19 protein-coding genes are annotated in these 14,182 nt (G+C 37.7%); 12 read left to right on the forward strand and 7 right to left on the reverse strand.

All coding sequences use genetic code 11. The features are described 5' to 3' along the window. Positions 1-182: 182 nt before the first annotated feature. The 8 genes from AAC851_RS01960 to AAC851_RS01995 all read left to right on the forward strand — a co-directional run bounded on the left by AAC851_RS01960 (position 183) and on the right by AAC851_RS01995 (position 6,005). Positions 183-1,196 carry an adenosine kinase gene (locus AAC851_RS01960; RefSeq protein WP_004639253.1) on the forward strand — a complete coding sequence of 338 codons (1,014 nt, stop codon included), beginning with the start codon at positions 183-185 and terminating at the stop codon, positions 1,194-1,196. Positions 1,197-1,212: 16 nt separating this feature from the next. Next, positions 1,213-1,521 carry a Rieske (2Fe-2S) protein gene (locus AAC851_RS01965; RefSeq protein WP_005080525.1) on the forward strand — a complete coding sequence of 103 codons (309 nt, stop codon included), beginning with the start codon at positions 1,213-1,215 and terminating at the stop codon, positions 1,519-1,521. A 21-nt stretch (positions 1,522-1,542) separates the two neighbouring features. Continuing rightward, on the forward strand, positions 1,543-2,154 hold the full coding sequence (locus AAC851_RS01970) for an OB-fold-containig protein (protein ID WP_005080523.1): 612 nt from the start codon (positions 1,543-1,545) through the stop codon (positions 2,152-2,154). A 522-nt stretch (positions 2,155-2,676) separates the two neighbouring features. Further along, a complete protein-coding gene (gene cydP / locus AAC851_RS01975) occupies positions 2,677-2,868 on the forward strand; it encodes a cytochrome oxidase putative small subunit CydP (protein WP_008942550.1) in 192 nt (63 codons plus the stop codon). Further along, positions 2,868-4,445, forward strand: a complete 1,578-nt coding sequence (locus AAC851_RS01980) for a cytochrome ubiquinol oxidase subunit I (RefSeq protein WP_005080519.1) — start codon at positions 2,868-2,870, stop codon at positions 4,443-4,445. Before cydP ends, AAC851_RS01980 begins: the two co-directional genes overlap by 1 nt. Further along, entirely contained in the window at positions 4,442-5,587 is a 1,146-nt protein-coding gene (cydB, locus tag AAC851_RS01985) for a cytochrome d ubiquinol oxidase subunit II (protein WP_005090409.1), read from the forward strand. The genes AAC851_RS01980 and cydB overlap by 4 nt, the downstream gene beginning before the upstream one ends. Before the next feature lie 15 nt (positions 5,588-5,602). After that, positions 5,603-5,707 (forward strand): cytochrome bd-I oxidase subunit CydX, encoded by a 105-nt coding sequence (gene cydX, locus AAC851_RS01990; RefSeq protein ID WP_005080515.1) that lies wholly within the window; start codon positions 5,603-5,605, stop codon positions 5,705-5,707. A gap of 1 nt (position 5,708) precedes the next feature. Further along, a complete protein-coding gene (locus AAC851_RS01995) occupies positions 5,709-6,005 on the forward strand; it encodes a cyd operon YbgE family protein (protein ID WP_125501693.1) in 297 nt (98 codons plus the stop codon). Positions 6,006-6,099: 94 nt separating this feature from the next. Here AAC851_RS01995 and AAC851_RS02000 read toward each other — a convergent pair whose 3' ends face one another. The 6 genes from AAC851_RS02000 to AAC851_RS02025 form a co-directional block, all read right to left on the reverse strand. Next, positions 6,100-6,675 carry a GNAT family N-acetyltransferase gene (locus AAC851_RS02000; protein ID WP_008942553.1) on the reverse strand — a complete coding sequence of 192 codons (576 nt, stop codon included), beginning with the start codon at positions 6,673-6,675 and terminating at the stop codon, positions 6,100-6,102. Positions 6,676-6,699: 24 nt separating this feature from the next. Next, positions 6,700-7,377 carry a YccT family protein gene (locus tag AAC851_RS02005; protein ID WP_340600420.1) on the reverse strand — a complete coding sequence of 226 codons (678 nt, stop codon included), beginning with the start codon at positions 7,375-7,377 and terminating at the stop codon, positions 6,700-6,702. A 225-nt stretch (positions 7,378-7,602) separates the two neighbouring features. Continuing rightward, complete coding sequence (locus tag AAC851_RS02010; protein ID WP_340600421.1) at positions 7,603-8,199, reverse strand: nitroreductase family protein; 597 nt, start codon at positions 8,197-8,199, stop codon at positions 7,603-7,605. Between the two features lie 174 nt (positions 8,200-8,373). Further along, positions 8,374-9,489 carry a signal recognition particle-docking protein FtsY gene (gene ftsY / locus AAC851_RS02015; protein ID WP_005090397.1) on the reverse strand — a complete coding sequence of 372 codons (1,116 nt, stop codon included), beginning with the start codon at positions 9,487-9,489 and terminating at the stop codon, positions 8,374-8,376. A 117-nt stretch (positions 9,490-9,606) separates the two neighbouring features. Then, positions 9,607-9,936, reverse strand: coding sequence for a hypothetical protein (locus tag AAC851_RS02020; RefSeq protein ID WP_005090393.1), 330 nt, complete (start codon positions 9,934-9,936; stop codon positions 9,607-9,609). Between the two features lie 139 nt (positions 9,937-10,075). Beyond that, on the reverse strand, positions 10,076-10,435 hold the full coding sequence (locus AAC851_RS02025; protein ID WP_005080500.1) for a hypothetical protein: 360 nt from the start codon (positions 10,433-10,435) through the stop codon (positions 10,076-10,078). 241 nt (positions 10,436-10,676) lie between these two features. On the opposite strand from AAC851_RS02025, the gene AAC851_RS02030 reads away from it, so the two are divergent. From AAC851_RS02030 to AAC851_RS02040, 3 genes are all read left to right on the forward strand, one after another. Further along, on the forward strand, positions 10,677-10,910 hold the full coding sequence (locus AAC851_RS02030; RefSeq protein ID WP_005090384.1) for a hypothetical protein: 234 nt from the start codon (positions 10,677-10,679) through the stop codon (positions 10,908-10,910). A gap of 489 nt (positions 10,911-11,399) precedes the next feature. After that, entirely contained in the window at positions 11,400-11,777 is a 378-nt protein-coding gene (locus AAC851_RS02035; protein WP_004639267.1) for a DUF2750 domain-containing protein, read from the forward strand. A gap of 141 nt (positions 11,778-11,918) precedes the next feature. Next, positions 11,919-12,350, forward strand: a complete 432-nt coding sequence (locus tag AAC851_RS02040) for a CBS domain-containing protein (RefSeq protein WP_004639268.1) — start codon at positions 11,919-11,921, stop codon at positions 12,348-12,350. 55 nt (positions 12,351-12,405) lie between these two features. Here the strand turns inward: AAC851_RS02040 and AAC851_RS02045 are convergent, their stop codons facing one another. Continuing rightward, positions 12,406-13,620, reverse strand: coding sequence for an aspartate aminotransferase family protein (locus AAC851_RS02045; RefSeq protein ID WP_005090382.1), 1,215 nt, complete (start codon positions 13,618-13,620; stop codon positions 12,406-12,408). Between the two features lie 167 nt (positions 13,621-13,787). On the opposite strand from AAC851_RS02045, the gene grxD reads away from it, so the two are divergent. After that, on the forward strand, positions 13,788-14,129 hold the full coding sequence (gene grxD, locus AAC851_RS02050; protein ID WP_004639270.1) for a Grx4 family monothiol glutaredoxin: 342 nt from the start codon (positions 13,788-13,790) through the stop codon (positions 14,127-14,129). Positions 14,130-14,182: the final 53 nt, after the last annotated feature.

Raw genomic sequence — 14,182 nt, forward strand, 5'->3', positions numbered from 1 at the left:
ACCGAAGAATCGTAATCGATATCCATGTAAATTAGTCTATTTTTGTAGAAAAATTCATCGACTGAGCAATATCCAAGATGAATATCTAAAATCATTCTAAACTTGATTTTTTCTCAACAACCTACAGTAATCCTGAGCATTAGTGTAAACTTTATGTTTTGATTTTTAATGTGATGACAAACATGGCAACTGTTGATCTTTTTGCAATTGGGAATGCGCTCATTGACCAAGAATTTAAAGTCTCAAATGAGTTTTTAACAGAACATGCTTTGCAAAAAGGCACAATGCAGTTGGCTGATGGTGAAACTCAATCTGCGTTATATCAAAAACTACAAGATACCCAGACTTATAAAGGGCAAGCAAGTGGCGGTTCAGCAGCAAATACAACTGTTGCTTTTAGTTCATTAGGTGGAACAGCATTTTATGGATGCCGTGTCGGGAACGATGAACTTGGTTCGATTTATTTAAATGGCTTAAATGACGCTGGTATTAAAACCACAGCTCAATCAATCAGTGAAGGTGTCACTGGTACATGCATGGTCCTGATTAGTCCTGATTCAGAACGTACTATGCAAACTTATCTTGGTATTACTGCTGAGCTTTCTGATGAACAAATTGATTTTGAACCATTAAAAACAGCGAAATGGCTTTATATCGAAGGATATCTATCAACCAGTGAATCAGCTCGTGAAGCTGTGAAACAAGCACGCCAAATCGCTAGAGAACATGGTGTTAAGATCGCTCTTTCGCTTTCAGATCCAGCAATGGTGCAATATGCACGTACTGGGCTTGAAGAACTATTGGGTGATGGCGTAGATTTATTGTTTTGTAATGAACAAGAAGCGTTGATGTTTAGCGAGACTGATAATCTCAATGATGCTATTGAAGTTTTGAAAATCAAAAATCAACATATTGTGATTACACAAGGTGCAAATGGCGCAATGATCATTGATCCAGCTCAACAATTTCATGTTGCGGGCCGACATGTTGAAGCGGTAGATGCTAACGGTGCTGGTGATGCTTTTTCTGGAGCATTTTTGTATGCAATTAATGCCGGATTAAGCCTACAAGCAGCTGCACAACTTTCAATTTTGATATCAAGCGAAGTTGTTGCCCAATTTGGTCCACGTTTATCAGTCGATCATTACGCTAAACTCTTTGAGCAGTTTAAAACCACACAACAGGAATGTGCTTAACATGGAAAAGATTTGCATGACTGAAGAAGTCCCTGAACGTGAATCGCGTGCGTTTGACACAATGAAAGGGACAACTATTTTTATTACTCAAAAGGATGGTGGTTTTTACGCTTATCAAAACGTATGCCCACATTTGCAAACCGAACTTGAGTATTTAGAAAATCAGTTCTTAGATCAAGATCGTGAATACATACAATGTTCTACTCATGGTGCACTGTTCTCAGTTGAAACTGGTGAATGTATTTCTGGACCATGTCTTGGTGACTTCCTTGAAAAAGTTAATTTGGAAGTCCACTCTGATGGTGGTATTTATATTGTTGATTAATTCTTAAATTAGTATTCTGCTATGACTGAGTTTTTTCTAAACTACTATCTGATGCCTTTTCACATGAGTGTAGTCGCTTTGATTGTGCTCAGCATCGCAGAAACAATTGGTATTCTGATTGGGTTACGGCCAAGTCATCTGGTCAAAAAACTGACTCCTGAGTGGATTTTAAACTCACCTCTTTTAGACGTTAAATTTTCGAAATATCTAATCGTTGTTTTCCTGCTGATTAATTTTAGTTTTGCAGGCTATTTTTTAGAACTTTCTTTTTTTGCAATTCAACATTACTTTATCTCCCCTTACTATTTATTTATTCCAGCATTAATTATCGACATATTTTTTACGGTCTTTATGATTCACTGTCTAGATCAAGTGATTAAACCTAAAGTGACTCATACTCACGCTAACTTGGTGGGTCGTTTGGCAACAATTTCCACTGGGAATGCTCGTCCTGGGTTTTCAGCTCAAGCACGTGTTCGTGATGAATTTGGACAACTGTATTATGTACAAGTTGAGCCAGAATATGGTGAGTTAGAGCTACAATCTCAAGTACTATTAATAAGTCAAAGATCAAATGCACACTACCTTGCAAAAAAAATATCTACCTCAAACAAGCTCTTTACTGCTGATTAAAGTGTTAAAAGCACGTTTTGCAGTGCAATGTTACAAAAAATAACAATAAAGTATCCAAAAACATCTTCTTTGTCACTTTTTTAAATCAGAACAAATCAATAGAAAAAAGCTAGAGCAATTTCCTCATTTATTCTCCCCCAGAAAACATAGTATTTTACTTGGTTTAATTCATTTTAAATCTTTACGCTGTATATTTTTAAGGCACAGATATACAACCTCATGTAAACATTAAAATTTATTTAATACCCACCATTTTAATCAACTTTTTATTTTGATAAAAAATAAATAACCAACAATTTAAGTTGGAATTTAATATTTAATTATAAGTATTTTAGTCGGATTTAAAATAAATAACCAACCATTTTAATAAGGAATCAATATACAAAAGAATATAATAAATATATCACACTGATTATTATAATAATTTATGAAAAAATATATTCAAAATACATCTAAATTTTATTTTTATTTATATTTAGTAAATAATACAAATATCTTCACTTTAATATGAACTCCAGTTTTATGAACACAAGTTCTCAAAACTCAAATCGGCGATTAATTCGAGAAATCACGATTATCCTTATTATTAAAGTAATCCTTCTCATGGTAATTAAACACGTCTGGTTTGATGCACCAACAATTCCAAAAGATTTTAACAATCAAGTTGCCGAGCGTATTGCTGGTGACTTATCTAACACTCAGGAGACACGTTGATGATTTCTGAAAGCGTGGTCGATCTTTCGCGGTTCCAGTTTGCAATGACTGCGATGTATCACTTCATTTTTGTCCCTTTAACTTTAGGTCTTGCTTTTATTCTTGCCATTATGGAAACCACTTATGTGATTTCTGGTAAGGAAATTTATAAGGACATGACCAAATTTTGGGGAAAACTTTTTGGGATTAACTTTGCTTTAGGTGTTACCACTGGACTAACAATGGAATTCCAGTTCGGAACGAACTGGGCATATTATTCTCACTATGTCGGTGATATTTTCGGAGCACCGCTTGCAATTGAAGGCTTAATGGCTTTCTTCTTAGAGTCAACCTTTATTGGGTTATTCTTTTTTGGCTGGGATCGTCTCTCAAAATTTCAGCATTTAGGAGTAACTTGGTTAGTCGCAATCGGTTCAAATATGTCCGCATTATGGATTTTGATTGCAAATGGTTGGATGCAAAACCCAGTCGGTGCTGCATTCAATTATGAAACCATGCGAATGGAGCTCGTAGACTTTGCAGCCTTGATTTTCAACCCAGTGGCTCAAGTTAAATTCGTCCATACTGTATCTGCTGGTTATGTGACAGGTGCCATCTTTGTTTTAGCGATATCTAGCTACTACTTATTGAAAAAACAGGATTTACCTTTTGCACGTCGTTCTTTCGCGATTGCAGCTATCTTTGGTTTAGCATCTACTTTATCTGTCATTTTACTCGGTGATGAATCTGGTTATGAATTAGGTGATGTTCAGAAAACTAAACTTGCGGCTATTGAAGCTGAATGGCATACAGAACCAGCACCTGCTGCATTCACCTTATTTGGTATTCCAAATCAAGAAAAAATGCGGACTGACTACGCCATTAAAATACCTTATGTCATGGGTATTATTGCAACACGCTCCACTGACAAAGAAGTAACGGGTATTCATGATCTCATGAAACAACACGAGGTACGTATTCGTAATGGTATGGTGGCATATAGTGAGTTAGAAAAACTACGTGCGGGTGATCGCTCACCAGAGTTACTTGCATCATTTGAGCAAAATCAGAAAGACCTTGGTTATGGCCTTTTATTAAAGAAATATGCACCAAATGTTGTTGATGCAACTGAAGCTCACATTCAGGCAGCGACCAAAGATACCATTCCAAATGTTGCAGCGTTGTTCTTTTCATTCCGTGCAATGGTTGCTTCTGGCTTTTTGATGCTTCTACTCTTTATCTTGGCAACTTGGGCAGTGGCTAAACGTAATGCTGAAGATAAGCCATGGTTACTCAAATTTGCACTATTCTCTCTCCCACTCCCATGGATTGCGGCTCAAACAGGTTGGTATGTTGCTGAAGGTGGGCGTCAACCGTGGTCAATTGGTGAAATTTTGCCAACACACTTATCTGCATCTAGTATCAGTGCCGGTGATGTATGGGGTTCGATTATCGCTCTCGCTGCTTTCTATACAGTTCTTCTCATCATCGAAATGTATTTGATGATCAAGTTTGCACGTCTAGGTCCAAGTTCTTTACACACTGGTAAGTATCACTTTGAAAAACTTGAAGCAAAATCAGTGGAGGCTCAACCATGATCGAATATGAATTACTCAAAATTATTTGGTGGGTATTGGTTGGTGTATTGCTTATCGGCTTTGCACTCACCGATGGCTTCGACATGGGAGCAATGGCCCTAATGCCATTTGTCGGTAAAACAGACAATGAACGCCGAGCTGCAATCAATACCATTGCACCACACTGGGATGGTAACCAAGTTTGGTTTATTACAGCTGGTGGTGCATTATTTGCAGCATGGCCTATGGTGTATGCAGTTGCCTTTTCGGGTATGTATTGGGCACTACTACTGGTCCTGTTTGCACTATTCTTACGACCCGTTGGCTTTGACTATCGGTCTAAATTAGAAAACACGCAATGGCGTACGTCATGGGATTGGGGGTTGTGTATAGGTGGTGCTGTTCCTGCTCTAGTCTTTGGTGTGGCTTTTGGTAATTTGTTCTTAGGTGTTCCATTTGGCTTAGACGAAACTCTACGTTCCCAATATACAGGTAGCTTCTTCGCTCTCTTAAATCCGTTTGCATTGGTTTGCGGTATTGTGAGCTTATCCATGCTCTGCGCTCATGGTGGTTCATGGTTGATGTTACGTACAGATGGAGATTTATTTCATCGTTCTGCCAAAGCAACACAACTGATGGCGGCTATTTTTCTTGCCTGCTTCCTTGTAGCAGGTGCATGGCTATACTTCGGCAGTATTGAAGGTTATAGCTATGCCACTGCTATCGACACCAATGCCGCACTCAACCCTCTTGCAAAAGAAGTTGTAACGAATGCAAACCATGGCTGGATGAATAATTACTCAACCTACCCAATCACGGTAGCCGCACCTGTTGCTGCCATTTTAGGTGCAATACTTGCACTGATCAGTGCAGTCAAACAAAAAGCTGCTATTACCTTTACAGGCACAAGCTTAATGATCGTTGGTGCGATTCTTACAGCTGGATTTGCACTATTCCCATTCCTATTACCATCCAATATCGATCCAACCTCTAGTTTAACAATGTGGGATGCTGTATCTAGCCATAAAACGCTCGGAGTGATGACGGTTGCGGCTTGTATTTTTGTTCCACTCATTTTGATCTACACCTCTTGGTCTTATTACAAAATGTGGGGCGTAATTACCAGCAAACACATTGAAGAAAATTCACATAGTTTGTACTGATTGAGGAGCAATGATATGTGGTACTTTGCATGGATTCTAGGCATTTTAATGGCATGTTTTGCAGGTGTTCTGAGTGCACTATATATCGAACATCATCAAAATCTAGATGAGGAATCGTAAGATGGCGAAAGCAATGGCGACACCGAAAAATAGTAAAGCGCAAATGCTTGCAATGACCGTTTCGTTTTTGTTGGCATTGCCACTCGCAGCTATTTTACTGGTACATCCTGCCTTAATGTTAGATGCTCAGGGAAATTACAACCATAGCTTACTGATGTTGGTTATGATTGGAATTTCTGGTGGCTTTATTCATGGTGTAGGATTTATTCCCAAGTTTTGGTTATGGAAATGGTTATTCAGTCCATATGTTGCATGGCCACTCATGGTTTTAGGCTATTATATTTGGGTCGGTAATTAAACCTTATACAACGATCAAGTAAAGAGGCATTTTAGGTTAAACTCGAAATGCCTCTTTTTCAACACCAAACACATACAATGTAATTTAAATGCAATTACAAAATGCATTTTATCTTCTTTTTTAATTCAATAAGTTGGATGAATGTCAGAGGTAAGCCAACTTCCGCATCTAAGGGATAAGGCAACATCTTTCCTGTTTTTTGATAACCACGACGTTGATAATAAGCGATTAATTCTTGTCTTAGATCTAAAACACTCATGAAAATATCAGAAACTTGAGGATGATCAACCATAATATATTGCTCAACGAAATTAAGCATTTTACGACCACAGCCTAGATTTTGGATCATAGGATGAACTGCAAATGTACCTATCTCTACACTGCTACCATCAAATGTTAAACCCACACACGCAATAATTTTGTTCTGCTCGTCTTCACCCACAAATAATTCAAATTGTTCTTTTTCTAGCTCATCATTTAATTGCTTTTCCGTTATCCGACTGCCTTCTACTAAATCTTTTTCCGTGGTCCAACTGCGACCAGACCGCGTTCTGTATGCTATGTTCAATAATTCTATAAGTTGATCTACATCATGCCTTATTGCTTTTCTAATTTTTAAGCTCATCATTTCTTCGTTATATCTTTTTAATAAAAAAGCCGATGATAACATCGGCTTCACTAAACTATAAATACGTTAGTTACTCTGACCAGCTAACCAAGCCATAAACTTTTGACGTTCAGCTTTAGAGGCTTTTTGCCACAACTCAACCAATTGCTGATCAGTGGTTCTGTTAGCATTATTAGATGTTGTTGCAACTGTAGCAACAGGCTCAGCTATTGTTGGTTTTGCAACTGCGTATACGGCTGCAGGTTGATTAGCGGTATTATTTTTATTCTTTTGAGTTAGATCAAGTGTACGGCTTAACAAGCCATTACCAGTGAACCAAGGTTTTGCCTCATTATTAGCACCAGTTTGTTGTACGATCAATTTCTTATTTTGGTCATAAAGTGCAACTGTAGGCTGTTCGGCATATTTTTTTGCGGCTTCAAAATCTTTTGGAGCATTAACCAAACCCAAACGATAGCTTTGGTTATCTTTTAAATTTGGAGCTTGAATGGTGACAACGCCCGATCTCACGATGTCATGCTCACCACTTAAATGCTCAAAATACTCACGGTATCGAACATTCAGAGTTATGTCACCAGCATCAACTTGATAGTTATTTTTACTTGAAGGTAATAAACCAGAGTTTACCTCTTGGCCATTCACCGCAACAATAACGATTTCTTCAGGCGCAGTAATTGTAACCGCTGAAAAAACTGAACCACTGAATAACAACCCGAAAGCAGCAATACCAACTCTTAAAGACATTAGACTTTTCTCGATATAAACTATTTATGAAACCGTATGCACTATGCTACGAGATTATGACTATTTTATGACAATAAGGCGAATGACCTATCTTAAGCCTTCTCCCATCAAGTGATATATACCTCATATTTGCCGTTAAAGACCATACCACTTTTGCCCAATCTTACTGTTTTTTCTTATTACAAAAAAAGAGCGCACAAGCGCCCTTTTTATTTCACGACAATTTTAGTTAAACGTTTTAAAACGTGCTGCATCATCCATATAGGTTTTTTCACCTGCTGGTGCTTCAATTGAACCAAATACAAGCTGAGCACGTAGTTTCCAATTAGCAGGAATCGCAAAAGTTTCTGCAACTTCTTCGTCAATGATTGGGTTGTAATGCTGTAATGAAGCACCGATACCAATTTCAGCTAACGCAGTCCAAGTCGCAAATTGCGCAATGGCACTTGAATGTTCTGACCATACAGGGAAGTTATCTGCATACAATGCAAATTGTTCTTGTAAACCTTTTACAACATCTTGATCTTCATAAAATAGCGCTGTACCAAATCCAGCAGCAAAACTATCAATTTTTGCATTGGTGCTTTCAAATGCTTCAGCTGGTACGATTTTGCGTAATGTTTCGCGCACAATATTCCAGAAATTTGTATGTGACGCACCATATAAAGTGACAACACGTGATGTTTGTGAGTTAAAAGATGATGGGCTTTGCTTTACAGCCTCACGAATTGTTTCTTCAATCGTTGCTTGATCAACTGAAACATTTTTACCAATGGCATAGATTGTACGGCGTGCTTTAATGCTATTTAAAAAGTTACTCATGTTGTTATTCCTACCTCTACCCGATGGGAGTTATCTTGGATTGAATGTAGTGTATAACGACTCATTTTCCTGTAATAGCCTAAAAAATATAACAGATCGTTTCGTTTTTGAAACAACACTATTCTCAGACTATAAAAAAGACCCCTTATATGGGGTCTTTTTAGTAGAATTTCATTATTTATCTGTTTCAAACAATGCTGCTACAAATGATTTAGCTGAAAATGGACGTAAATCGTCAATCTTCTCACCTACACCAATATAACGGATTGGAACATGGGTACGGCTTGCGATATTGAAAAGCACGCCACCTTTTGCTGTGCCATCTAACTTGGTAATCGTGATACCCGTTAATCCAACTGCTTCATCAAACAATTGCACTTGATTAATTGCATTTTGACCTGTACCAGCATCAACAATCAACATGATTTCATGTGGTGCAGTCGCATCAATCTTCTGCATAACACGTTTAACTTTTTTGAGCTCTTCCATCAAATGAGATTTATTTTGCAAACGTCCAGCCGTATCTGCGATTAATACATCAATCCCTTTAGCACGAGCACTTTCAAAAGCATCAAAAATCACTGATGCACTATCAGCACCATGACCCTGAGCAACAACTGGGATGTCATTACGCTCTCCCCAAATCTGTAATTGCTCTGTGGCAGCTGCACGGAAAGTATCACCCGCAGCCAACATCACTTTCTTGCCCTCACCCTGTAAACGTTTTGCTAGTTTACCAATAGTTGTCGTTTTACCAACACCATTTACACCGACCATAAGAATCACATAAGGAGACTTATTTGGGTCAATATGTAAGGGCTTAACACGCGGAGCAAGCAATGCAACTAACTCTTCTTGTAGTGCTTTGTACAATGCATGTGAATAAATCAAATCACCGCGTGCTGTCCGTTCTGTCAAGTTTGCAATAATCGTTTTGGTAGCATCGACACCAATATCAGCAACCAATAATTGCTCTTCTACTTCTTCTAATAATTCATCATCGATTTCTTTACCACCAATCAAGATATTCACCATACCATCCGTAAAACTACGGCGTGTTTTGGTTAAACCATCTTTCATGCGACCAAAGAAACCACCTGATTTTTCTTCTTCGACAACAGGTGTAGCTGACTCCACAGAAACAACAGTAGGCGTTTTTTCTACTGTTGTTGGTGTTGCAGGTTCAATAATCGGAACATCGACAGCAGGTAAACTTGGCAGGGTCACATCATCATCACCGATGTCAGCATCTATCAAGAATTTATTTTGAATGTTCGATTGCTGTTGCATGTCGATTCCTTGAGAATAAAGCAGCTTTTAAAAAAGATTGTCAGTCTAGCACAAATTGATTTCTTTTTCCCGACTGACATAAACCATTCATTTATCATTAAAAATTTTGATTTAAAACTACTCATCCTCTCGTGCCATTGCTGGATATTGTTTAATCCGATTTGATTCAAATTGATAGGCATGCATGAGACGTAAATAGCTGAATTTTTGAATTTTAGGAAACTTTAAAATCTCTTTAGCCATCGACTGCGTCCTAGGGTGGCTTGCTTGCAGAGATAATTGAATTACATGATCAAGTTGCTGGTCATTCACTGGGCGTAGTAAAGCTTTATAACCCACTATAAAAATAGACAAAATAACAATAATGACCAAAATATTAAAAAATCGGTCTAGTTTCAGTCGATACTTAGACTGCAAAATTTTATGTTTAGAAATGATAGACAACATAACCAACCTCAGTGTTATGAAGCAGTGTATGTATCTACCTCACTTAGAGCAAGTATCAACATTCATCAATGTCTAGCAAAGTATGCGTTAAAGATTGTTTTTCAACCAATAACGCACCACCTACCAGATATCCAACTATTTAACTTGTTAGCGTACGCACGAAAGCAAAATATAAAATAAATGCAATAATGAGCAAGGTTATAAATATCGCAAACATCCCAACTCCACTTTCAGCATCTGCTGGATGCAAATCATCTTCATCTGCAATTCTAAGTAGCTCACCATTGTAAATTTCGTAAAAACGATCTTTTTCTTGAGGACTAAGATTTATCGCAAAATCATAAACACGTTTACGTTGCGCTAAACAATAATCACCAAGGTGGATCTCTTGATGAAAAACAGCCTCATCAAGCAATTTGCGATGATGATGTGCTAAAGCAATAATTTGATTCTCAGTTGGCGGCATATCAAAGCTTAAACCATCAATTGTATGTGACATATTTTTCTCCTTTTCTATTCTTCTCACTTTGATTTTACTTAAAATTATTTGCACAGAGTGTTTCATCGTGTAAGCTTTTATTTAATGTAAATAAAAATCTGCTCAGTCACTTTGGTTATTTGACAATTCAATTAATTTTGTCATAATAACTTCACAAACAAGTGATAAATTAGCTTAAATTCGGAGCAATGTAGCTTCGAATAGAATATGCGGTAATCATAATTAAAATAAGGAGTTATATATGATTCAACATTTTACACAACATGAACTAGAGCATGTTTATGCGAATGCGGTAAATACAATCCAATCGCAAAAAAACTTTCAAGACGCAGTAAAAGATCTTGAACAAGTTGCACAAGCAGGACATGGTAAAGCAGCGTTATTTCTAGCAGAATTGTACTATCAAGGTTTCCGAGTCGAACGAGACTCTTTGAAAGCCCAATACTGGCAAAAGATGGCAACCCTACAAGCATAAAGAGACGTCACCTAGGTGGCGTTTTTTTTATGCCTGAATATTCATAATACATTTTTTAAATACAGACTACGCACTTCGTTTGTCTTGCGCTGCGCCAAAGCTATAATCGCTTTGCTTCGCTCAGGTGGCGTTTTTTAATCCTTGTATAAAAGCAATGTATCAATAATACCCCTATTTATCTTGCGCTACACCAAAGCTACAATCGCTTTGCCTTGCTCAGGTGGCGTTTTTTTATGCCTGATTATTTATAATACATTTTTCAAATAGAGACTACGCACTTCGTTTGTCTTGCGCTACACCAAAGGTCGCTCATTTGTTTTTAAAATTAGCATGAAATCACTACTATGTTATCTCCTACATGAACGTAGTTATAGGCATGTTTTCATCACCTAGAATATTTGCTTACGATTTATATGAATAGTTTAAACATAAATGCCATCTAGATTTCTTATAATAAAACATAAGTTTAAATAAGATCAGTTTAACGACATGTATCGGTTCAATCATTTCAAACCAGTATCAAGTGAGTTGATGATTAAAATATCAATTCTAAAAACAATGATGTATTGCGGAGTTCTTTGGGGTCTTTATCATGATGGTTGGGCAATTAAGTCTGATCAAAATGGACATGTATTTCCTTTTTGGCTCAACGGTGTTCAAGCACATCGCTATGCTCAGTCAAATTGGAAACACTACAAACCGCGTAAAATCACATCAAAAGATTTTCATGAATCCTTACTTCCATTGCTGACGCGTTTGCAAGTAGAACCAGCTCTCTTTAACTCATCTCATTGCAAATTTAAACTCTCTACACAGCAGATGCAGCACTTTTTCTTTATGCACCATCAAACTGCAATAGCTGTTTAGGAGAAATTAGACACATGAACGGATATTTTTATTCAGAATATGTATAAAAAGTCATCACCAAGCTGCAATTAGGGCTTTGCAATTAAAAAAAATACCGTTAAGTTAAATGAAAACGACAATACAACACAGGTGGAATAAACAATGACAATCGTTGCTCAAGTCATCAAAAATAAAGCTGAACAATCTATTTTTACAATCTCGCCAAATTCGACTGTACTTGAAGCAATTAAAATTATGGCAGACAAAGGTGTTGGTGCTTTGGTCGTTGCAGAGGATGAGAAAGTCATTGGGATTTTTTCTGAACGTGACTATACCCGTAAGATTGCATTGATGGAGCGTTCATCAAATAGTACGTTGGTTGCGGATATTATGACCTCAAAAGTCATCACCGTAAGTCTAAACAACACTGTTGAAGAGTGTTTACAGCTGATGACTGATCGTCATTTACGCCATTTACCAGTATTAGAAAATGACAAGTTGGTTGGTTTTATTTCCATTGGCGATTTAGTTAAAGCCGCAATGGAAGATCAACGTATTTTAATTGAACAGCTACAACAGTATATTTCAGGCTAAATTCCTGAATAAAAAAAGGGCAATATAAAATTGCCCTTTTTTATAGAAATAAAACTTATGCTGTCAAGAAATTACGAATAGCAGGAACCAAACGTTGTAATAATTCATCTGCTTGTGCTTGAGTCATATTCAATGGTGGTAATAAACGAACCACAGATCCCGCAGTTACATTAATAATCAATTTATATTGATCTCGTGCAACTGCAACTAATTCAGCACAATCCTTAGGTAGTTGAATGCCAATCATCATACCAAAACCACGCACTTGAACATTATTTTCAGCGAGTTGAGCTCTTAATTGATCAACGATATACGCCCCAACCGTTGCTGCATTCTCTACCGCATTTTCTTGTTGAATCGTTTCAATTACGGTATAAACCACACGTGAACCCAATACAGTTCCACCATACGTAGAACCGTGACTTCCCGCACCGAGTATTCCAACAGCTTTCCCTTGCGTCATCACTGCACCGACTGGAAATCCATTACCTAAGCCTTTAGCAGTTGTCATCACGTCAGGAATAATATTGGTGTGTTGATAAGCAAAATACTTACCAGTACGACCATTCCCAGTTTGAATCTCATCAAGCATCATGAGCCAATTATGTTGATTACATAACGCACGTACTTCTTCAAGATAACTGAAGCCTTGTGGAGCAGTGTTAACACCACCCTCACCTTGAATTGGTTCAATCAAGATTGCAACAATATCAGGATGATGAATCGCAGCTTCTTGAATCGCCTCAACATCCCCAAAAGGCACACGAACAAAACCATCGACTAATGGTGCAAAACCTTCCTGAACTTTCTTATTCCCTGTTGCAGACAAAGTTGCCAATGTACGTCCATGGAAAGACTGCTCAGCTACGATAATTTTAGGATTTGAAATACCTTGTTGTGCCCCAAACTTACGTGCAATTTTAATTGCACCCTCATTTGACTCGGCACCACTGTTCGAAAAGAAAATTTCTTCCATGCCAGAGACTTCAGCAAGTTTCTGCGCTGCTGCAGTTTGCCAAGGGATTTCAAATAAATTACTAGTGTGCACTAATGTTGCAGCTTGTTCTGCTATAGCAGATGCAATGACTGGATGTGCATGCCCCAAACCGCATACTGCGATTCCTGTCAAAGCATCGAGATATTCGGTACCATCTGCTGTATATAAATACGCCCCTCGTCCTCGCACAAAACTGATCGCTTGGCGACCATAGGTTGCCATAAGATGAGACGGTTGATCAGGTTGCACAGGAGCAAGAGTAATATTTGTCATAACAAACTCAATCTATCAGTAGTTGTGTGGAAAAAAGTTATATAAGCAAAAACTTGCCTAGATTGAAAGCATAAACTCACATTTATACAAGAAAAATCTTGGGCAATGCTCGGCGAAGCGATTTTTTTAGGTATATAATGTCCGAAGTTTAGTTGAGGATCTATCTAATGACGGAACAAGCGCGTGATACAGTAGCGTTAATTCGTGATCAAATTGCGAAACACCCTGTTTTACTTTACATGAAAGGCACTCCACAATTCCCGCAATGTGGTTTTTCTGCTCGCGCAGTAGAAGCACTTAGCCAAATTGGTCGTCCATTTGCCTATGTAAATATTTTGGAAAATCAAGATATTCGTGCAACTTTACCACAAATTGCGAACTGGCCAACTTTCCCACAATTATGGATCAATGGCGAGTTAATTGGTGGTAGCGATATCATGCTTGAAATGTTCCAAAATGGCGAATTAAAGCCATTAGTTGAACAGTATAGCCCAGCGCCTGAAGCATAAGCTATCAAGCAAAAAGCCAATCATATGATTGGCTTTTTTATTGGAAATTGAGA

It is taken from the genome of Acinetobacter sp. HZNU-JH01 (assembly GCF_037996845.1).
GTDB classification, from domain to species: Bacteria; Pseudomonadota; Gammaproteobacteria; order Pseudomonadales; family Moraxellaceae; genus Acinetobacter; species Acinetobacter haemolyticus.